The sequence below is a fragment of the Acinetobacter sp. YH12120 genome (assembly GCF_013418795.1).
GTDB lineage: Bacteria > Pseudomonadota > Gammaproteobacteria > Pseudomonadales > Moraxellaceae > Acinetobacter > Acinetobacter towneri.
In genome coordinates this window covers 18,173-39,809 of the sequence record NZ_VPBI01000011.1, presented here as the reverse complement: position 1 = coordinate 39,809, position 21,637 = coordinate 18,173, and the positions used below count along the sequence as shown (strand labels likewise).

Below are 21,637 nucleotides of genomic sequence, written 5' to 3'. Positions count from 1 at the left end.
GCATGCAACCCTTCTATTGCCAGCTATGCAGAATGTTTGACCTGCAAATTATCAATTAAACGTGTATTGCCCAATTTTGCTGCAACGAACAACACCAGATCTTCACTAAATGCTTCAATTTTCTGCAATTCTGTTGTACGCGCCTCTACATAGTCCACAACAAAGCCTGCTGCTGTCAATGTTGCTTTAATATTCGCTAACACTTGTGACAAAGTTTCACCTTGCTGTAATGCTTGTGCAGCAGCCTTTAAACTTTGATAGATTGTCGGTGCAATTTGACGCTGTTCAGCGCTCAAATACCCATTGCGTGAACTAAGTGCCAAACCATCTGCTGCACGTACAATTGGCACACCAATCACTTCTAGCGGAATATTCAAGTCACGTACAAACTGACGAATGACTGCCAGTTGTTGATAGTCTTTTTCACCAAAGAAAGCATAGTTTGGCTGTACCATATTGAATAACTTGGTCACGACCACCGCAACACCATCAAAGTGTCCAGGACGCTGCAAGCCACATAAGTCTGCCGTAATCTCGCTCACTGAAATATTGGTCAAACGTGGTTTGCTGCCATACATTTGCTCAACTGAAGGCGCAAAAATAATGTCACAACCGACTTCTGCCAACAATTGACTGTCTTGGTCTAAAGTTCGCGGATAACTGTCAAAGTCTTCATTAGGGCCAAATTGAATTGGATTGACAAAAATACTGACCACCACCACATCACATATTTTTTTCGCTTCGCGCACCAAGGTCAAATGCCCTTCGTGCAAATTGCCCATAGTCGGAACAAAACCAATGGTTTTACGCGCAGCGCGTGCAGGCTGTAATGAAGCCGCTAAGCCTTGAATTGTGGTTTCAGTTTTCATATTACAACTCGACTTGGAAAGTTTGTTCACGTGCAGGGAAAGAACCATCTTGAACTGCAGCATGATAGTCTTTAAATGCATCCAAAATGGCAGTTTCACCCGCTTGTTCTTTCATAAAGTTACGTACAAATTTTGCGACACGACCAAAAGTCAGCCCCAGCATGTCTTGCACCACTAGTACCTGACCGTCAGTGTCTGCACCTGCACCAATCCCAATCACTGGAATTTCAGGGAACAAGGCAGAAATTTCTTGACCTAGCTGTGCTGGCACACATTCTAGTAACAGAATCGCCGCGCCTGCTTCTACCACAGCTTTACAGTCAGCAATCAGTTTATCTGCAGCTTCGCGGGTACGTGCCTGTAATTTATAACCGCCAAATACATGCACCGATTGTGGCGTTAAACCTAAATGTACACAGACAGGAATACCATTACGGGTCAGTGTTGCAACGGTTTCGCTGAGCCATGCACCACCTTCCATTTTGACCATTTGTGCACCCGCTTGCATCACCTCTTTCGAGCTTTGCAATGCATCATTTAAGGTGGCATAACTCATAAATGGCAAGTCAGTCAAAATAAAAGCATGTTGATTACCACGACGCACCGCCGCAGTATGATAAGCCATATCCGCCACGCTGACAGGCAAGGTTGAGTCACGCCCCTGAATGGACATCCCCAAAGAATCGCCAATTAAAATCGTATCAATTTCAGCAATTTCCATTGCTTTCGCCATGCTTGCATCATAGCAAGTCAGGCAGGAGAATTTTCGACCTTCCGCTTTAAATTTTCTTAGGTCACTTAAACTAATCATGAAAATATTCCTCTATGGAAAAAGCATCACGCATGCTTAATTTAAAACTTTATAGCCCTGCCCAATTGCTGGCATCTACAACAGTTAAGCTCGGATGTTCAAGCAATGGCGAGTGTTTTAATAATTGTCCCTTAACGCTTAAGTTAGCATCCAAATCTAACAACGGGATGACGACAAAATCACGTTCTAACACCCCCACATGCGGTACAGTCAGACGTTCATTTTGAATGTTGGCATCAGCATAAATCAACAAGTCTAAATCTAGCGTACGCTCACCCCAATGACGTAAACGCACCCGACCCGACTCTTGTTCAAAACGCTGTAATTCATCTAACAATGCCAAGGCTTCAAGTTCGGTATCTAAACGTACCACAGCATTCAAATAATTAGGCTGATCTTGTGGCCCCATTGGTGGGCTTTGATACAGTTTAGAAGTCTGCACTTGCCCCAAAGTTGCCAGTTTTTGCACCGCTTCAGTCAAAATTTGACGCGAATCGCCCAAATTACTGCCTAAACCAATATAGGTGATGTTGCTCATTGTGTTGGCCCAAAAATCACTTGGCTTAAATCACGTTGCACACGTTTACGTTTTAAAATCGGATGATCTGCACCAATACCTGAACCGTTTGCTGTAGCAGTCAATTGCGCCCGATTTTCTTCATACTGTTTGGCTTTACGCGCACGTCGACTACGAGGCTCAGGCTCATTCACCAAGGGTTCAATCTGCATATCGGCAGCATGTGTTGCTGGTGCCACATCAACAGGTTCTTGCGCTGTTTTACGGCGGCTCTTGGCACGTAATCGGTTATATTGGGCAATCGCACGTTCTTTTTCATCGGTGCTCATAAGCTGGTAGGCATCCCACCACTGACCCATTCCTAAAGTCGAGCTATCGCCTGCTTTTTCACGCAGTAATAAAAAGTCAAAACCTGCACGGAAACGCGCATGCCCAGACAATGCTTCAATTTGCTGTGGTTTCGGTTGCAATAAACGGGTTTGCATTTCCCAAACTTCACGAATAAAAGTTTCAGCAAAACGAGGAATAATGGTACGTGTCGCCTGACGTTTCAGTACATCTAAACCTGCTTGGGCTCGCGCTTCGGCTGCCACCACACCTTTAGAAAGATAAAAGTCACAACGCTCTAAAAACGGTTGCCACAACAGCACCGCATAGAAAAATGCAGGGTTGATGGTTTTACCAATCGCAATCCGTTGATCGGTATTTTTTGCTGCACGTTCAATAAATGAGTTGATGTCTGGCTTGATGTCGGCAAATAACTGACGCCAAATACCAAACTCAATCAACATCGGCAGGACTTTATTTAAATGTCCCATCGTAAAGAGTTTTTGCGACTCATCATATAAACGGTGTGGCGATACATCACGCAATAACTGCGTCATTTCAGGCGTAAAAATTTTAAGAATTTTTGGATCAATATTGAAATTTAATTTGGCAGCAAAACGCAAAGTACGCAGCATACGCACTGGGTCTTCTTCAAAACGTAAAGTTGGATCGCCCAATAAACGCAAGTTTCTGTGCTTTATATCATCTACGGCATTGCAAAAATCTAACACGATGCCTTTGCGTGGCTGGTAATACAACGCATTGATTGAAAAGTCACGACGGGCAAAATCTTGCTCGATTGTGCCCCAGTTATTATCGCGCAGAATCATCCCCGCCGCAGAAGTCACAGCTTTTTTCGGTGGCGCACGGAAAGTGGCCACTTCAATTAGTTCACGCCCTGCATAGACATGCGCCAGCTCAAAACGTCGTCCAATAATTCGGCAACGTCGTCCGAAAACTTCTTTCACTTGTGAGGGTGTGGCATTGGTTACGGCATCAAAATCCTTCGGATTTAGCCCTAACATTAAGTCACGAACTCCACCACCGACGATATAAGCTTCATAGCCTGCTTTGGTTAAAGCATCTAGAACATCTAAAATGGAAGAAGGTAATTGAGCGGTAGATAAACCACATTTTGACGCGCGCAAAGTTTGCAAAAGACGCTGTCTCCTACGTCTGAACGTAAAACAGATAAGATGTCGCTAATCATATCTCTAACACAATCAAAGGGCAATTTGATTCACATGCTAATTTTGCAATGTGCAGTGCTAAAATTCTGCTTGCAGCTACAATGCCAACTTGTGTTTATTCTTGGCAAATAAGGCAGACCCAATCCCTTTGACTTGCTGAAGTTCTTCAATACTTTGGAATTTTCCATTTTGTTTTCGATATTCCACAATCGCTTGTGCTTTTTTCATGCCCACCCCAGACAATTGCTGCAATTGTTCTAGTGAAGCGCTATTTAAACGCACTTGATTTGTATGCGCACTCTGCTGAGTAGGACGTGCTAAATAATGTTCTGCGCTTGATGATGTGGTTTGAGCCGCACTTAAACGCTGATCTTGCGCGGCTTGCTGCGCTTTCCATTTTAAATAGTTTTGATCATAGCTGTGCCCACCCACCTGCGCAGGCTTAGATTGCACATTTTGTGCTGTAGTCCATACACTGATACTGCATAACAGCAATGCAAGCCAGTACTGCCATCCGAAAGAAAAAAAGCGAAAAGAAACTTTTAATTGCTGCGATATATTCATGTTGCCGCAAAACCTGTCATTTTAATTGTTGTTTTGCCTGCTCCCAAAGTTGATCCATTTCTTCTAAAGTCATATCTTCTATTGTTTTTTGTTGTAATTCGGCCTGATCTTCAATGTAAGCAAAGCGTGTTCTAAATTTATGAATTGTGCCCAATAATGCCAACTCACTGGACACGCCAAGTTTACGCCCAACATTGATTAAAGAAAACAAACAATCCCCTAACTCATCCTGTATTTCATCGGATTGTTGCTGTTGAATCGCCTGTTGTAATTCTTGCAATTCTTCTTCTAACTTGCCATACGCATCTTGCACGGTATGAAAGTCAAAGCCCAATTGTGCCGCATGTTGTTGAATTTGTTGTGCTTGCACCAAGGCGGGTGCATGTTTCACCTCATCTAAACGTGACTTTGCTTTACCCTGTTTTTCTTGTTGTTTGATGGTTTTCCATAAAGCAGCGACATCTTCTGCGCTGAGCTGCGCAAACTGTTCTGCCTGAAAAACATGTGGATGCCGACGAATCAATTTATCGCAAATGGCTTGCACCACATCCTGAAAATCAAATGCGCCTTGTTCGCTATACATTTGTGCCTGAAACACCACTTGCAACAACAAATCACCCAGTTCATCACGTACATCATCCACCTTGCCTGAACGCACTGCTGCTTCAACTTCATAAGCTTCTTCAATTGCGTATTGAGTCAAACTTTCTGGGGTTTGTTTTTGATCCCACGGGCATTGTTGACGTAACTGTTGCATGATTGAAAGCAATTGCTGCATGGGTTGTTCCTTATTTCAATTTATTGCACGAATGCACCATTTTTTTGTTATGCTCAGACGGCAAGGACGATATGCACAACAAAAATAACATCAGGGAGCAAGTTCAAATGCACAGTATCTTGATTAGTGGCGCTGCACAAGGCATTGGTGCGGCAATCGCACAATTGTTTTATCGGCAAGGTTACCGTGTCGGTATTTATGATATTCATCTCACACAAGCACAGCAATTGGCAGAACAATTGGGTGAGCGTGCGCATGCAGGTTTGCTTGATGTAGCAGACTATGCCAGTTGGCAAGCTGCATTATCCGATTTTTGCCAATGGGCAGGTGAATTGAATATTTTGGTGAATAATGCAGGAATTCTCTACTCAGGTGCATTTGAAGACACGCCCATAGAAGCGCATCATCGGATTATGGCGGTGAATGTGAATGGTGTGTTGAACGGCTGTCATGCGGCTTTGCCTTATTTAAAACAAGCGAATTTTGCACGGGTGATTAACCTATCTTCTGCATCTGCGATTTATGGACAAGCCGATTTAATTTCTTATTCTGCTTCCAAGTTTGCAGTGCGTGGCATTACAGAAGGTTTAGATATAGAGTGGCAAAAATATGGTATTCGGGTCTTAGATGTCATGCCGCTATTTGTACAAACTGCAATGGTTAAAGATATGGATGCAGCCACCATTCAGAACATGGGCGTGCATTTATCAACAGAAGATGTTGCACAGGTGGTGTATCAACAAGCGACAGTTAAAGATTCGATTCTGACCAATACGCATCGTGCGGTCGGTTTAAAAGCCAAAACCCTGATGCAACTTTCGAGTATTAGCCCACAATGGTTAAATCGTCTGTCAAATAGCTTGTTGGCGAAGCGTCATTAAATAAATATATAAAACTTCAACAGCAATACTTCTAGCGCCTTTTTTCATCACAGGCGCTAGATTCATTAGAATGATTAAACAATCAATACTTGAAATTAAAAAATTATTTACAATCAAACAATTAATTTGATACAAAAGTATAACAAATCACCTTTTTTGCTTTTATTTTTATTAGAATCACAATCTTATATAAATGAGAGGGATAAATAATGACTTTAAAAAAATTGTTTCTTAGCTGCGGGATTCTTTGTTTACCTTTAGCAGCTCAAGCCAACTGGATTGAAGCAGCAACAGCAGTATTAGGTGCTAAAAATGCGGCTGCAGTCAATCAAGCCGAAGCTCAAATGAATCAAAGCCGTCTAGCTGCTGCGAATGCAGTTAAGCAAGCCGATAAAGCTTATTATGGCAACCTTCAGCAAAATCAGGTTTATAGCACCAGCTATTTAAAAACTTTAGACTGCACAGATTTAGCAGTTGAAGCCAAAGCAGCACAACGCACTTTGGCGCAAGCAGAGATCAGCAGCAGCCAAGCCAATGCTCAAGCCAACAACCCTGTAAGCAAATGGGCTGGCATTGCAGGTTCAGCCCTTTCTGCTTTCTCAGGTCAATCTGAAACAGTGTCTAAAGCAAGCCAAATTGCAAATGCTTTTTCGGGTCAAAATGCACAACAAGATTTAAGTGCAAGCCAACAGTCTTTGGAAATTGCACGTAATAATCTGGATAACATCCAAATTTATCAAAAAGCGAAAAAATGTGCATTTTAACAATATTAAGAATTGACCTAACAACTTCAGTAAAATATTCACAAAGCTGATCTCTAGGCAATTTTGCTCAAACTGTAATAAAAAAATCCCGAATTCACATTCGGGATTTTTTAATCAAACGCGTCAAAATTTAAGCCTTAGCCTCGCTTAAACTTCTTCTCGGCTTTCTTAAACTTCTGCACATAACGACGACGACGTGCCGCAGTACGCTCATCCACTTGTGACTTACGCCCTTCAAATGGGTTTTCAGAGGTTTTAAATTCAATTTTTACAGGTGTACCTTCTAGCTTATAGACTTTACGGAACACGTTTTCTAAATAACGACGGTAATCTGCAGGAGTTTTATCGACCTTATTACCATGAATCACGATGGTTGGCGGGTTCTGTCCACCCATGTGTGCATAACGCATTTTAATAGCGCGACCTTGCACTTTAGGTGGATGGTGTGCATCTGTTGCGTCATTCAAAATTTGCGTCAATTTGGCAGGTGACACTTTTAAGTGCGATGACTCATACGCACGGTGGATAGATGGATATAAGTCACCCACGCCTGTACCATGCAAGGCAGAAATCAGGTGGATTTTTGCCCATGGAATAAAGTCAAAACGACGCTCAACATCTAACTTACATTGTTTGCGATCATATTCGGACATATTGTCCCATTTGTTAATCGCAATCACCATGGCACGCCCTGCTTCAAGTGCGTAACCAATTAAGTGCAAATCTTGCTCGACAATACCATCACGTGCATCGACCACAATCACCACCACGTGTGCATCTTTCATGGCTTGCAAGGTTTTCACAATCGAGAATTTCTCGATCATTTCATCGACCTTACCTTTACGACGCACACCTGCAGTATCAATCAAGGTGTATTTACGTTCGTTGCGCTCAAACGGAATATAGACTGAGTCACGTGTCGTACCTGGCTGATCGTATGCCACTACACGTTCTTCACCCAATAAACGGTTAACCAGTGTCGATTTACCCACGTTTGGACGTCCAATAATGGCTAAACGCAAACCTGTGTCTTGATCATGTGCATCTGGGTTTTCATCTTCAGGAACATCTGCCAAAACGTCTTCCAGCATTTGCTGAACGCCTCGACCATGGCTGGCAGCCACTTGCAATGGCTCGCCCATACCCAGTTTAAAGAACTCAACCAAAGCGGCTTCGGCATGTACGCCATCTACTTTGTTCGCCACCAAGAATACTTTTTTGCCCAAAGTACGCAATTCACGCGCAATTTGCTCATCCGATGCCAACAAGCCTGCACGTGCATCGACCACAAAAATGATCATATCGGCTTCATGGATGGCTGTTTTAGATTGTTCAGCCATGTAAGAGTCGATGCCACCTTCACTTTCGCCAATACCGCCAGTATCGACCACAATGAAAGATTTATTTTGATAGGTTGCATCACCATATTTGCGGTCACGTGTCAGACCTGCAAAGTCAGCAACAAGTGCATCACGGCTCTTGGTAATCTGGTTAAACAGCGTTGATTTTCCGACGTTCGGACGACCAATGAGCGCAATTACGGGTTTCATAGATTAACCTTTATTCAAGATCAGTCAGTTTCAATGGTCTGTACATCCGAAACTGTGGAAGAAAGAACAGAGTATGGATGTTGGGTTCAGCGTTGCGACCACGCAAACGACAGAGAGAACATCGACCACTCTATTAAATAAAAACACGGGGCATTGATGATTCAATTACCCCGCGTAAAAATACGGACAACTATTTTAGCATAAAAGTCAGAACAAAATTAGCGGTTCTGCCAAACGCTTAATGCGCCCTTTTGCGTTGCGACATAGAGTTGATTGTCAATTACACGCAATGAACGGACTTCGCCATTGGTTTTTGAACGTCCAACCAGTTGCCCTGAGCTTGGATCAATGAGGTGTAAAACACCATCTAAATCACCGACCACTAAATATTGTCCAAACAACACAGGATTAGATAAACGACGGTTGAGCAAACTGTCATTTTCCCAAAGTGCTTGTCCTGATGTGATTTCGTAAGCTGCAATTTTACCATCTGCAGTGCTGACAAATACACCATTCCCCGCAACTTCTGGACGTTTGGTACTGCTTGCATCTTCACTCCAAATCACTTGTTGTGAAGCCAAGTCCAATACGGTGACCTGACCTTGGTAGCTTGTGGTCACCAAGAATTGACCAGCAACCACTGGGTCGCCATCAATGTCATTTAAGCGTTGAATGTCTGAACGGCCTTCACTAATGGCAACGCGGCGCTGCATACGTGGTACGCCTGTAACAATATCCAGTGCATAGACATAGGCATTTGCAGAAGCAATCAGTACAGTACGTGAATCGAGCGCCACAGGTGCAGCCATACCACGCAAACTAAATTGCACGTTTGGCAAGTTGTAAGTCCACACCAACTGACCTGTTTCGGCATTGTGTGCATATACCGTGCCGTCATTACTTACAGTCACCACACGACCCGCCTGAATTAACGATGGCGCAAGAATTGCACCTGTTAACTGTGCAACCCACTTTTGCTCACCTGTTTGCTGATCTAAAGCAAACAATTGACCTTTGGCATTTCCTGCAACCACAATGCCTTCAGCAGCATTGACACCTGCCGTTAAGCCTTGCTTAGACACTTGTTTTTGCCAAAGACGTTGTTTGCCTTGATAGGCAGCCATCTCACCTTTAGGATCAACAGTATAAATTACCCCGTTTTCGGCATCTAATTGCAGGCGCAATGGATCGGCTGCTGTAGTCGATGCAACGCTTTGTGAAAATACAGGAACTAGACTTTGAGCTTGCTCAAGTTTTGGCAGTGGATTTGGCTTAACTTCTGCAACTTTAATTTTATTGGTGGAACACCCCGCCAAAGCAAGGGTTAAAACGGTCAGTGCAAACGGTATTTTATACTTTCTATTCATTAGCTCTCATCCACTTGTGTGTCTAATACTGGGCGTTCAATTTCAGGATCATCCACCAAAACACCAACACTTTCGAGTTTTATTTGTAAAATTTGACGTTCTTGTTTACGTTCCACCAAAGTATCCCATGCACTTTGATACGCTTTTTGGGCATTTTCACGGTCATTTTTCGCGACATAAACATCGCCACGCGCTTCATCTGCAGTCGCTTTAAATGCAGGATCAGTCACCGCGGCCAAACTTTGAATAGCTTCATCGTATTTCTTTTGCGCCAACTGTGCATAAGCCAAACGCAACTTAACCAATTGCACTAAGCCTTGGTCTTTTACTTTAGAGTTTTCAACTTTCTTTAAGGCTTTTTCTGCGGCAGCAAAATCTTGCTGATCGTAAGCGAGTTTAGCCATTAAGAATTGAGTTTGAATAGCTTGCGCAGAATCAGGGGCTTCTTTCACAATTTTATCGGCAGTTGCAGACAATTGACTGAAGGCATCTGGATTGCCTTCTGCTGTACGTGCATCATCCATCAGTTGTTGCACTTTAGCAGTATTCATTTGCTGCTCTGCCAAGGTTTTTTTCTGCCAATATTGCCATCCGAAAAAGGCAATCAACGCAATTAAAATCCCGCTAATCATGGCTGAACCATATTTTTTCGCAAACGATTTTAAACTATCAAGTTGTTCGTCATCACTCAATGCGCTCATTGGATTACCCTTTTCCTTATATTATTTGGCTTATTGTGAAGAAAATTTTTCAATGATGAAAGGCACAATTTTGGTCACTGCAACAGTCGTTTGCTCAGCAGTTGCCAAGGTTTTCACTGCCAATTGCTGTGCTTCCGCTTCGCGCTCACCAAAAATCAAGGCATAGATTGCACCTGATTGATCGGCTTTTTTCATTTGGCTTTTCATTGAGCCTTGTGAACCAACTTTTAAGCGAATCTGGCTGCCCGCTTGTTCGAATTGGTCACGAATTTGCTCAGCTAAAACCAACGCCTTGCCTTGAGTTGTTGGATCTGCCAACAAGAATACTTCACAATCACGTACAGGCGTATTGTCTTCGACTTGCTCAAGCAACAACAATAAACGCTCAATGCCCATGGCGAAGCCCACGGCAGGTACGGACTGATCTGCCTTACCCTTCAACTGCCCAACCAAACCATCATAGCGCCCGCCTGCACAAACTGTGCCTTGCGAACCTAAATGCGTGGTTGTCCATTCAAAAACGGTTTTATTGTAATAATCTAAACCGCGTACCAGTTTTTGATTAATCACAAACTCAATGCCTGCATCGGTTAAATACTGCTGTAATTGGGCAAAGTGATTCAGCGTATCTTCACCCATAAAATCATGCAATTTTGGAGCATTTTCTAGGATGCTTTGCGTTTTAGCATCTTTCGAGTCCAAAATACGCAGTGGGTTAGTACCTAAACGACGCTGTGAATCTTCATCTAAATCGGCTTTGTGCGCTTCCAAAAACTCAACCAAAGCGGCACGATACGCTGCGCGCTCATCCGACTCACCCAGCGTATTCAACTCTAAGCGAACTTTATCGGCAACGCCCATACGTTTCCATAAACGCGCAGTCATTAAAATAAGTTCGGCATCCATATCTGGTGTTGCAACGCCAAAAGTTTCTACACCAAATTGGTGGAATTGACGATAACGACCTTTTTGCGGTTTTTCATAACGAAACATTGGGCCGATATACCACACGCGCGGTGTCGCACCACGTAGCAAATTGTGCTCTAACATGGCACGTACACAACCCGCAGTTCCTTCAGGACGCAAAGTCAAAGACTCAGGCGGATTACCCTTGTCTAAGAATGTGTACATTTCTTTTTCAACAATATCGGTCGCATCACCAATTGAACGCTTAAACAAATTGGTTTGCTCAACCATTGGCAAACGAATTTGTTGATAACCATAAGCATCCATTAAAGATGCTAAATGTTGCTCTAGACGTCTCCACGCAAGTGTTTGCGTTGGAAGAATGTCATTAAAACCTTTAATTGCAACAATTGAACTCATGACTTACTCAGAAAAATTTGTACGAATAATCTCTTTAGATTTAGCTTGTTCAAGCTCTGTAACACGCTGACGAACCATGCTTTCGATTTCATCAACGAGTTGATTGGTATCAATTAAATGGCTCTTTTCACCATTACGATAAACCAATGAACGCGGACTTGCGCCCACCACACCAATATCAGCTTCTTTAGCTTCGCCCGGGCCATTCACTTTACAACCAATGACCGATACATCCATTGGAGTACGAATATCTTCTAAACGCTCCTCCAATGCCTGCATTACAGAAATGACGTTAAATTCCTGACGTGAACAGCTTGGGCAGGCAATAAAGTTAATCCCGTTAGAGCGTAAACCTAAAGATTTTAGAATATCAAAACCGATTTTGACTTCATCTTCAGGTTCTGCCGCAAGCGAAATACGCATAGTATCGCCAATACCTTCCATGAGCAGACCGCCCAAGGCAATTGCAGATTTTACGGTGCCTGTACGGTAAATACCTGCTTCAGTTACGCCTAAATGTAATGGATTATCAATTTGTTGTGATAACAAACGATAAGCATCCATGGTTAAAAACACATTCGATGCTTTGACTGAAACTTTAAATTCCTGAAAATCTAAACGGTCTAAAATATCAATATGACGCATAGCAGATTCCAGCAATGCTGCACCTGTCGGCTCGCCATATTTTTTCTGAATATCTTTTTCCAGCGATCCTGCATTCACACCAATTCGCATAGAAATATCATGATGTTTGGCAGCAGCCACCACTTCACGAATCTTGGCTTCCGAACCAATATTACCCGGGTTAATCCGCAAACAGTCTGCACCCGCATCGGCAACTGCCAATGCAATTTTATAGTCAAAGTGAATGTCTGCCACCAACGGCACAGATACTTGCTTACGAATTTCGCCAAATGCAGCTGCGGCTTCCATGGTTGGTACAGAAACACGCATGATGTCTACGCCCGCATCTACACAACGCTGAATTTGCGCCACAGTTGCAGCAACATCACAGGTTTCCGTATTGGTCATACTTTGGATGCTGATGGGCGCATCACCACCCACATAGACAGAACCCACACGAATTTTACGGGTCGGACGGCGTTGAATTGGATTCACAATCATGATATCGCTCTACCTTGCTGCATTATCGAGATAAACGGAATTCTGCTTTTCCGTTCACAGTATATGGCGATAATGAAATCGACTCATTGTTCAAACTTAATGACACAGCAGTCGCATCATCTAAGCGAATTTGAAATGGGGCTTCGCCTTGTAAATTTAAAGTAGAGGCTTGACGTCCTGTCGCTAAAACATTGCCAGCAGAGTCAACAATATGCACTGAAGTTGGACGAGCAAATTGCAAATTCAGCTGATCGCCCGAAGCAAGTGCAGGCGTGCTGCCTGTCGCATTGTCAGAAATGATTTGCACATCGGATTGCAGTACTGCAATTTCAGGTTCTGCACCCTCTTGACCAGACGACATCCAGTTTTGAATTAGCGCGACCAATGCCCACAACAACAGCAATACCGCCACAATCACAGCGATACGTGTGAGCCACTTTTTATTGCGATCGCGGTTAGAGCCTGGCAGTTTTCCCATAATTTTGATGGGTGAATTGTTCAAGGCGTGATTTGGCAACAACCCTGTATCGTTGGCATAAATTTCATCAAAACGCTGAATAATGGCTGAAGCATCGACCTGTAAATATTTGGCATAGGTACGATAATAACCTTTAATAAAGGTCGCTTCAGGCAAAGCGGTATATTCGTCTTGCTCTAGCGCCATCAGCGTTTTTAATGGAATTTTCAAATCTTTTGAAACATCATCCAGTTCGCGTTTTTGATTGACGCGAATTTGACGAAGGTACTCACCTGGACGTTGAACATTTCCTAATGCATGGGGTACAGGCGTTGTCCCCTGTGTGGGTTGCGGTGAATTAGGATTTACTTCCATACGGCCTCAGTACTGTACTGTAATTGCAAATAACGTTGGTATTCTTGGCTATTGGGAAATAATGCACGCAGCTGGTTCACTAAAACCTGAGTTCCCAATTGATCGCCATTGGCACGTGCTAAACGAATCCCAATCCATAAGGCACGCGCACCCTGATTTTTTTGCCCCACAGCACGTACAAATTGTTCATACAATTGTCGCGCGGGTGCAAATTGTTGTCTTAAATATAAAATTTCCGACAACTCTAACATTGAAACATAAGAATCGCGATTGGCTTGCAAGGCTTGTTTGAATGACTTTTCGGCATTCTCTATATCGCCTAATTTCAAGTAAATACGACCTACATTTTCCAATGCTCTAAAGCGTTGATCATAACCCAGTGTTGCACCTGCAATACTGAGCTGCTCAATCGCATCATTATAGCGTTCTACTTGATATAAATACGTACCATAGTTGTTACGCGCTTGTGCATTTTTTGGGTCAGCGGCAATGGCACGCTTAAAATACGCATCGGCTTTTTCTAAATTCAGCTTGCTGCCTTCTTGTTGCAGCAACACGCCCATCATCATATTGGCGGTGGAATCACGTGAATCGCTTTCCAAAGCTTGATCAAGTGCGCGTTTGGCTGAGTCTAAATCGCCATTTTTTAAGTATTCTGCTGCCAACTGCGTACGTACTTGCACCGCTTTTTCAGGGTCTTTTTGCCCTAAGGTTGGAGCTGTGGTTTGACAAGCTGCAGCAAAAATTGCCGAAATACAAACAGTTGTAATTTGTGCGATTTTAAATACAGGCTTATTCAATGGACATCCCCTTTGCGTCTTCGTTCGATGCAAGTTAGTTATCTATACAAGTCATTATCCTTGCGAGCGTATGATTTCATTTTGCGCTGCAACTTTCTTTTTCCACTGTTCGGCACGGCGGGTGCGGTCTGCCACTTGTCCGACCAATTGCCCACACGCAGCATCAATATCATCACCACGTGTCTGACGAATCGTACACACAAAACCTGCATCAGACAAAGTTTTTTGGAAAGAAATAATTCGATTTCGGCTTGAACGTCCATACGGCGCGTGCGGAAATGGGTTAAATGGAATCAAATTAATCTTGCTTGGCAGGTTCTTGAGTAGCTTAATCATTTGCTGCGCATGTTCAGGATGGTCATTTACACCATCTAACATGACATATTCAATGGTCACGTGTTTACGCGCACTTTCGTTGCCATCTTTGCCAATATAACGCTGACAAGCTGCGATTAATTGTTCCAATGGATATTTTTTATTGATTGGAACAAGTTCATCACGCAGTTCGTTATTGGTGGCGTGCAAAGAAATTGCCAAAGCCACATCAATATCTTGTGCCAATTGGTCAATTTTAGGTACAACACCCGAAGTCGATAAAGTCACACGACGCTTAGACATGCCATAAGCAAAGTCATCTAGCATAATGCGCATGGCGTTCAAGACGGCATCGTAATTCAACAACGGTTCGCCCATACCCATCATCACCACGTTGGTCACAGAACGCTCACGTTCAATCACAGGCACATCTTCCATATAGGAATAGTTTGCCATCCACAACTGACCAATAATTTCGGCTTGGGTTAGGTCACGCTGAAAACCTTGTTTACCCGTAGAACAAAATGAACAGTCCAGTGCACAACCTACTTGCGATGAAATACACAGGGTTTTACGTGAGCCAGTTTTGTCTTCGGCAGGAATCAGAACGGTTTCGACCAATGAGCCTTCACCATCACCGACACGGAATACCCACTTACGAGTACCGTCTTTAGAATAATTTTTATGCACCACTTCAGGCGCTTTAATTTCACAAATCTTTTCCAGTTTTTCACGTAACTTGCCTGAAATATTGGTCATTTCAGCAAAATCTGTAACAAAAAACTGGTGAATCCATTTCATCACCTGCCCTGCACGGAATTTCTTCTCGCCTAAATCTTCAAAGAATTTTTCCATTTGTGGACGTGACATGCCAAGGAGATTCACTTTCTCTGCAGTCGCAGACTGTGCAGGAGCGGACGCAGATGCTTGCTGAACATCTGTCGCAGATGCAGCGAGGACTTCTGTACTCATGTGTGTATACCTAAACCATGTCTAAAGATGAAAGGAGAAGCTCAAGAGGTGAGCAAAGGTTTATTCAGAAAATAAAAATCGGAGAATAAAAAACCAGATAAGCATAATAACACTTATCTGGTTTGAATACTGCGTATTAACGAGTACGTGGGCAAACTTCAGTTTGAGCAAAGAAGTAGTTTACTTCACGCTCTGCAGATGCAACTGAGTCTGAACCGTGAGCAGCGTTTTCATCGATGCTTACAGCGAAATCTGCACGGATTGTACCAGGTGCAGCTTCTTTAGGGTTTGTTGCACCTAAAATTTCACGGTGAGCAAGAACTGCGTTTTCACCTTCAAGAACTGAAACAACGACTGGACCAGAAGTCATGAACGCAACTAGGTCACCAAAGAAACCACGTTCTTTGTGCTCAGCGTAGAAGCCTTCAGCTTCAGCTTGAGAAAGGTGTTTCATTTTAGTCGCAACGATTTTAAGACCAGCTTTTTCGAAACGAGCAAAGATGTCACCGATGTGGTTTTTAGCAACTGCATCTGGTTTTACGATAGATAAAGTACGTTCAATAGCCATGATTGGCTCCTTAAGTCAATGTTGACGCGAAAATTTTGCCGCATTATACCGAATAATGGGCTATTTTCTGCTTTTGATGTGTAAAAAAATTGCTTTTTTCGATATGAAGCGCATTGTGCAGGACCTTGATCGGCAAATCAATCTTGCTTCACACCGCTAGATTAACGTGCTTCGTCAATCCACGCCATTTGAATGGCTTCTAAGATGCCTTCAGTCGATTTTTCGGGATCATCTTGAAACTCTGGCAAAGCACAGACCCAAGCGTGCAAATCGGTAAAACGAATCCATTGCGGATCGACATCGGGATGCGCCTCATATAACTCAATGGCAATGTCGATGCTGTCGGTCCAACGTAAACCCATGTGTATTCCCTATTCTAGTCAAGACAGCGACTACTTTAACAAATTTCGCATGGGCTGCCTGCCATTACTGCACTGAATTTTCGATTTGGTTTTATCCAGACTTATAAAACAATATTTACATAAGGTGCAGCCAAAATAATCGCACTCGCCACTGAACCGCCAATCATCGCCCCGACTGCCACATCACTCGGATAGTGCAAGCCTAAAATCATACGGGAAACGGCCACCAAAATCGTAAAGGGCAACATCAACATCAACAATACTGGCTGGATATAACCCAAAACCGTTGTGGTCATGACTGCATGCAAAGTGTGACCTGATGGGAAGCTAAAATGATCTAAGGGACGTTCACCCAAACGGATCACTTGGTGTACCTGATACGGACGTGGACGGACGGTTTTTTGTTTTAAATATTTATAAATACCTGTGCCGACAGATCCGCCTAACAACAGATAAATAATTTGTAAACTATAACCAATGCCCTGCATCATCCATGCACTTGCGAGCATGACATACCAGAACACACCATCGCCCAAACGGCTAATAACTTTAAAAAATTGTGCCACCCGCTGAGAGTGGGAAAAATGGTTAAGATACAAACAGCCTTTTAAGTCGAGATCCCGCATTCTTATTTTTGCATTTTTAAACTTCATCAGTTCTCTCCTCTTTGGCGTATAGCTAAGATGGCATGTGTAGCTCCTTCGCCACCAGATATAACGCCTGCTCAAATTGTTGGACTGGATACTGCCAGCCAATATTTAAAGTCGCTTTGCGGGCGTGTTCGCCCATCTGTCTAAGGGTTGTAAGATCGGGAAGTCGGTGGATATGACCGACCAAATCTTCTGGCTGACCGAGTGGACTCAACCAGCCTGTTTCATTCGGTTTTAGATGTAAACGTGCGCAAGCATAGTCATAAGCAATGACAGGCAAGCCACTGGCCATAGCTTCTAACACGACATTGCCAAAGGTTTCGACCTGACTGGCGAAAGCAAATACATCGGCACTGGCATAGGCTTGTGCAAGTGCTGTGCCACTTAAACTACCTGTAAAAATGATATCTCCCTGAGCGTTCATGGCTTCTAAACGTTCACGGTCTGGCCCATCTCCAACAATCACCAATTTCACAGGCTGTTCGGTATTTTTTGGCATACGCTGATAGGCATTAATAATAAGATTGACTTCTTTTTCAGGTGATAAACGCCCTACATACAACATCACCCGCGTATTTTCACTCGCACCCCAGCTTGCTCGCAGTTGGGTAGAACGAAAATCTGGTGAAAAATATTCAACATTGACACCACGCCCAACCACCACCAAAGGCCCTTGCACACCAAACTGACGCAATGATTTTTCAGTATGGCTACTTGGCACACACGTCAGCGAGGTATTGTTATGAAACCATTTTAGATAGTGCTGAATTGGCTTGAGTAAAAATGCCAAATCGAAAAAACGGCTAAAATCTTGAAATGCGGAGTGAAAACCACTTGATACTGGAATATTTTTTGATTTTGCAATATGTAAACTGGCAAGCCCTAAAGGGCCTTCAGTGACGATATGCACCACATCAGGTTGAAACTCATCTAAAGCCTGCGAAAGTTTAGACCACTGCGGCCAGCCAAATTGTAAATTATGATATTTAGGAATGGCTTGTGCTTTTACCAGACATTCTTGATACGGTTGGAATTGAGTGCAGGCTTGTTTTTGTTCAGGGCGAATCAATAAAATTTTGTGTCCAAGTTCCTGCAATCCTTTGCAAAGCTGCAACAGTGAACGTGCCACACCATTAATTTCAGGTGGCCAAGTTTCTGTTACAAGGGCAATTTTTAAACGTGGGCGGACAATATCTGAGAGTTCAGAGGTAGGCTGGCTGCTTTTTTGTTTTTGATCTTGTTTGAAATGAAATTTAAATGCATCGCTGTAACGCTCTAATTTACTGCTCTGCTTTGCCAATACATTACTGCTCTGCTTTGCCAATACATTGCTCATCGCCTTATGCTCAATTCTTATTTTATGCTTGCTAGCATAGAGCAGCTGCATTGCAGTAATATGATGCTTTGGTGACACATTTGTCATTTTTTTAACAACTCGATGATCGCCTATACCTAGTTTTGCACACATAGTTTTATGTATAAATTTAATGTAAATCGTTTGCTGTCATTCACCCTAAATAGATAAAAAAAGCAGATATTGGATACCTGCCTGCTGAATATCTTGTTTGCTGAATACCTGATCTGCTACACATCGAAGCCCTCTAAAAAAGTAAATTAATATACAATTCATCGGTATAACGACCTGCTGGCGTTGTCAAACTCGGTTGTTCATCCAAGCGTACCGCGACACTGTATTTATGTCCTGTCGTAGAAACATGCCCTGCGATGGGCGTGTTCCACAGATTTGTTTTTGCTCCCATAATACTCATACTGGTGCGTAAACGGTGTGTGCCATTATTCACAAAACTGCTGCCATGTTTGTCACGTAAATTACGACTACTGAACTGAATGCTATAACCTCGATCACAGCGCACATTAAAACTGGTTGCAGTCTGGCTACGGTATTGTGAGCTCATTTGCAATAAAGATTCACTGACCGAACCAATGGTGCAAGCCTGTGCAGGAAAACAAATCCAGCATCCACACAGCACTAGACTTAATTTTTTTACCATCCCTAATTTTTTCATGTTCTCATCCTCAATCATCCTGCTGATATACTTACTGACAAATCAAATCTAACTGTCTGGTTTGTGGAACAGTGCCTGCTTTAATTTGAGGGACTTCAAGTGAACTATGGCAAACTTTTCCACCTTTGGTTTTAACCTTCAGCGTATAACTGCCTGCTTTCACACCATATAAATGTACTTTTCCATCGCTGCCCACAGGTACAAATTCGGTTGCATCATCACTTAAATACACTTCACTGCCCTGCACAAAGGTCTGCTGATCGGGCGTGAGTAAACGCAATATGATCAATCCTGTACGCTGAACAGGGAAATTCACTTTATAGCCGCGTTGATTCATACCAATCACTTTTTGGCTTGAATATTCAAAGCTGTCATACAAATCTAACTGGTCTTGATCAAAAGACACGTCGTAATTGACGTAAGGGACAATGTCATGCACAAACGCATAGCCGTGTTGATTGGTTTTACCAACAGGCCTTAACGCACGCAGTACTTCCACATTTGGAATATCACCAACATTCACCAAAGCAAAAGCATTGTCTACATATTTGGTCATGGCCCATTTACGGTCTAACCACACTAATGCACCCTGATAATTGGCTTGACTGTAGCTAAAGCGCTCGCTTTCATCGTGGCTTAAATATAAATTACCCATCGGCATTTTCAGGGCGGTATAAGCATTTACACCAATATCCCCTTCAGCTTGCTGATGGCGCACAGCAAGCGTGTAATCCACACCATTTTGAGTTAGGCTGCTTTGCGCATAACGTAACTGGGTTTGTTCTTCAAAATTATGTGAAAGCTGCGCACTGCGGCGTTGGTCAAATTGATAATTCAGCGTTAAATAGGCTCCGTCGCTATCCTGCATTTTCAAGTCTTTATAATAAGAAAACGACATTGAGGTTTGACGTCCCAACATACGAGAAAAACCGACTGTAAGCATTTGGCTATCTGTAAAACTATTATTTGCATTGGGATGATAACGGCGCTCTAGATAGTTCACATTTAAGGTATTGATTAAAGGAATATTGAAAATACTGACATAAGCTAAATTGTCGTATTCCACTGTTTGCGTCGTATTGCTATATCCCAAACCGCGATATTCAGGACTGTAGTATTTATGACTTGCACCAAGCGCAATCCTACTTCCACTTCGGCTTAGCGAAGCGCCAAAGGTATAGCCATCGCCCCAATCACTGTGACTAGAAGCTGCATGCGTATCTAACAAGGCATATTTGTTGATAGCTTGTGTCCATAACAAACCAACATTTTGCACATCCTTGCTATAATTTAAATTAGTGCCTAAGGTCGTGCTGTCGGTAATCCCGCGTCTGAAATATAAGTTGCCAAAAAACTCACGATAATCATCCGATACGTAGTCATAGTCATAACGCAGCTTGCCTGCAGAAAAGTTATATTCATTTAACCCAGGTTTGAGTAATTGCGTGGTGACATACACTGGAAAAGATTGCACGGTACGATTTCCCAATACATCTTCCACCACCACCTGTGCCTCACCCGACTGCTGAATATTGGCACCTGTATTTAAGCTATAGTGGCCAGGCGTAACCTGTTGTTGATATAAATTGATGCCATTAATGTATAAATCGACTGTGGATGGCAGTACAGCACTGCCTCTTAAGGTGGGTACATTCCAATAAATAAAATCTGGATAACTACTAAAATTCGAACCAAAAGATACACCGCCAAATCTAAATGTATCTAATAATGGATTATAAACGCTGGTGTTATCACCCAAGGTTAAACGCTGATAACGTGATGGAAACTCTATTTCAAAACTGGTATTCAAACGCAGTAGCTTATCTTGATCTTGTTCTACCTCTTTGCGATACATCATGGCATTTTTAAAAATCCAGTAATCTTTAAAAACACCAAGCTCCGCCAAGCCATTTATTTCATTGTAATTATCATAACGTGCATACAGCACATCATAATTTAAAAAGCCACCCAAGTCCGCTTTTGAGGGAATCGCATGCGTTTGGGTAAATTGTGCATCAATAAAATAGCTGGCAGGTACGGTCAATTTAATCGCTTGCAACGCAAAGTCTTGCTCAGACTGAATTTCATTGGTGGTTACAGAACAAAACTGAGTTTGTGCGCTGTGTTTTTGTAAACGGTCTTGCTGTAAACCGAGTTGTTGCAAGACCTCACATTCCATATAGCGTTGCCCATCCTGTTGCAACACCAGACTTTCAATGACACGATCTACGCCATTCAGCCAAACACTATTCAATACCATTTCAGGCTGAGCAGCAGCGGCTTGTAATGGTATCCCCCACAGGACACTTTGCAGCGCAAAAAACAGTCGAGTTCTATGCAT

General features: G+C 42.9%; 22 protein-coding genes. 2 read left to right on the top strand and 20 right to left on the bottom strand.

What is annotated here, in order from left to right:
* Window positions 1-23: 23 nt before the first annotated feature.
* The 6 genes from panC to mazG all read right to left on the bottom strand — a co-directional run bounded on the left by panC (window position 24) and on the right by mazG (window position 5,056).
* Window positions 24-869 carry a pantoate--beta-alanine ligase gene (gene panC / locus FTU58_RS08790; RefSeq protein WP_004975122.1) on the bottom strand — a complete coding sequence of 282 codons (846 nt, stop codon included), beginning with the start codon at window positions 867-869 and terminating at the stop codon, window positions 24-26.
* Between the two features lies 1 nt (window position 870).
* Window positions 871-1,680 carry a 3-methyl-2-oxobutanoate hydroxymethyltransferase gene (panB, locus tag FTU58_RS08785; RefSeq protein WP_096901515.1) on the bottom strand — a complete coding sequence of 270 codons (810 nt, stop codon included), beginning with the start codon at window positions 1,678-1,680 and terminating at the stop codon, window positions 871-873.
* A 49-nt stretch (window positions 1,681-1,729) separates the two neighbouring features.
* Window positions 1,730-2,218 carry a 2-amino-4-hydroxy-6-hydroxymethyldihydropteridine diphosphokinase gene (gene folK / locus FTU58_RS08780; protein WP_004975118.1) on the bottom strand — a complete coding sequence of 163 codons (489 nt, stop codon included), beginning with the start codon at window positions 2,216-2,218 and terminating at the stop codon, window positions 1,730-1,732.
* Window positions 2,215-3,681, bottom strand: a complete 1,467-nt coding sequence (gene pcnB / locus FTU58_RS08775) for a polynucleotide adenylyltransferase PcnB (protein WP_096901516.1) — start codon at window positions 3,679-3,681, stop codon at window positions 2,215-2,217. The genes folK and pcnB overlap by 4 nt, the downstream gene beginning before the upstream one ends.
* 129 nt (window positions 3,682-3,810) lie before the next feature.
* Window positions 3,811-4,278 carry a ComEA family DNA-binding protein gene (locus tag FTU58_RS08770; RefSeq protein ID WP_096901517.1) on the bottom strand — a complete coding sequence of 156 codons (468 nt, stop codon included), beginning with the start codon at window positions 4,276-4,278 and terminating at the stop codon, window positions 3,811-3,813.
* Between the two features lie 16 nt (window positions 4,279-4,294).
* Window positions 4,295-5,056, bottom strand: a complete 762-nt coding sequence (mazG, locus tag FTU58_RS08765) for a nucleoside triphosphate pyrophosphohydrolase (RefSeq protein WP_004975111.1) — start codon at window positions 5,054-5,056, stop codon at window positions 4,295-4,297.
* 107 nt (window positions 5,057-5,163) lie between these two features.
* Here mazG and FTU58_RS08760 point away from each other — a divergent pair, with 107 nt between their 5' ends.
* A complete protein-coding gene (locus FTU58_RS08760; RefSeq protein ID WP_154320374.1) occupies window positions 5,164-5,937 on the top strand; it encodes an SDR family oxidoreductase in 774 nt (257 codons plus the stop codon).
* 209 nt (window positions 5,938-6,146) lie between these two features.
* Window positions 6,147-6,701 (top strand): hypothetical protein, encoded by a 555-nt coding sequence (locus FTU58_RS08755; RefSeq protein ID WP_180062337.1) that lies wholly within the window; start codon window positions 6,147-6,149, stop codon window positions 6,699-6,701.
* Between the two features lie 137 nt (window positions 6,702-6,838).
* On the opposite strand, the gene der is transcribed toward FTU58_RS08755, so the two are convergent.
* From der to FTU58_RS08685, 14 genes are all read right to left on the bottom strand, one after another.
* Window positions 6,839-8,251 carry a ribosome biogenesis GTPase Der gene (der, locus tag FTU58_RS08750; RefSeq protein ID WP_004975107.1) on the bottom strand — a complete coding sequence of 471 codons (1,413 nt, stop codon included), beginning with the start codon at window positions 8,249-8,251 and terminating at the stop codon, window positions 6,839-6,841.
* Between the two features lie 218 nt (window positions 8,252-8,469).
* Window positions 8,470-9,618: an outer membrane protein assembly factor BamB gene (bamB, locus tag FTU58_RS08745; RefSeq protein WP_004975105.1), complete on the bottom strand. Its 1,149-nt coding sequence runs from the start codon at window positions 9,616-9,618 to the stop codon at window positions 8,470-8,472.
* Entirely contained in the window at window positions 9,618-10,319 is a 702-nt protein-coding gene (locus FTU58_RS08740) for a tetratricopeptide repeat protein (RefSeq protein WP_004975103.1), read from the bottom strand. The genes bamB and FTU58_RS08740 overlap by 1 nt, the downstream gene beginning before the upstream one ends.
* A 30-nt stretch (window positions 10,320-10,349) precedes the next feature.
* Entirely contained in the window at window positions 10,350-11,645 is a 1,296-nt protein-coding gene (hisS, locus tag FTU58_RS08735) for a histidine--tRNA ligase (protein WP_180062336.1), read from the bottom strand.
* 3 nt (window positions 11,646-11,648) lie between these two features.
* Window positions 11,649-12,770, bottom strand: coding sequence for a flavodoxin-dependent (E)-4-hydroxy-3-methylbut-2-enyl-diphosphate synthase (ispG, locus tag FTU58_RS08730; protein ID WP_004975100.1), 1,122 nt, complete (start codon window positions 12,768-12,770; stop codon window positions 11,649-11,651).
* Window positions 12,771-12,792: 22 nt separating this feature from the next.
* Window positions 12,793-13,602 carry a RodZ domain-containing protein gene (locus FTU58_RS08725; RefSeq protein ID WP_004975098.1) on the bottom strand — a complete coding sequence of 270 codons (810 nt, stop codon included), beginning with the start codon at window positions 13,600-13,602 and terminating at the stop codon, window positions 12,793-12,795.
* Window positions 13,593-14,381, bottom strand: a complete 789-nt coding sequence (gene pilW / locus FTU58_RS08720) for a type IV pilus biogenesis/stability protein PilW (protein WP_371971077.1) — start codon at window positions 14,379-14,381, stop codon at window positions 13,593-13,595. The genes FTU58_RS08725 and pilW overlap by 10 nt, the downstream gene beginning before the upstream one ends.
* A 75-nt stretch (window positions 14,382-14,456) precedes the next feature.
* Window positions 14,457-15,689: a 23S rRNA (adenine(2503)-C(2))-methyltransferase RlmN gene (gene rlmN, locus FTU58_RS08715; RefSeq protein ID WP_004975094.1), complete on the bottom strand. Its 1,233-nt coding sequence runs from the start codon at window positions 15,687-15,689 to the stop codon at window positions 14,457-14,459.
* Window positions 15,690-15,825: 136 nt separating this feature from the next.
* A complete protein-coding gene (gene ndk, locus FTU58_RS08710; RefSeq protein ID WP_004975092.1) occupies window positions 15,826-16,257 on the bottom strand; it encodes a nucleoside-diphosphate kinase in 432 nt (143 codons plus the stop codon).
* Between the two features lie 161 nt (window positions 16,258-16,418).
* A complete protein-coding gene (gene iscX / locus FTU58_RS08705) occupies window positions 16,419-16,619 on the bottom strand; it encodes a Fe-S cluster assembly protein IscX (protein ID WP_004975089.1) in 201 nt (66 codons plus the stop codon).
* Between the two features lie 101 nt (window positions 16,620-16,720).
* Window positions 16,721-17,272: a phosphatase PAP2 family protein gene (locus FTU58_RS08700; protein WP_180005866.1), complete on the bottom strand. Its 552-nt coding sequence runs from the start codon at window positions 17,270-17,272 to the stop codon at window positions 16,721-16,723.
* Between the two features lie 25 nt (window positions 17,273-17,297).
* Complete coding sequence (locus FTU58_RS08695; RefSeq protein WP_180062335.1) at window positions 17,298-18,605, bottom strand: glycosyltransferase family 1 protein; 1,308 nt, start codon at window positions 18,603-18,605, stop codon at window positions 17,298-17,300.
* Window positions 18,606-18,870: 265 nt separating this feature from the next.
* Window positions 18,871-19,296: a hypothetical protein gene (locus FTU58_RS08690; RefSeq protein WP_004975083.1), complete on the bottom strand. Its 426-nt coding sequence runs from the start codon at window positions 19,294-19,296 to the stop codon at window positions 18,871-18,873.
* A gap of 31 nt (window positions 19,297-19,327) precedes the next feature.
* Complete coding sequence (locus FTU58_RS08685) at window positions 19,328-21,637, bottom strand: fimbria/pilus outer membrane usher protein (RefSeq protein WP_154320370.1); 2,310 nt, start codon at window positions 21,635-21,637, stop codon at window positions 19,328-19,330.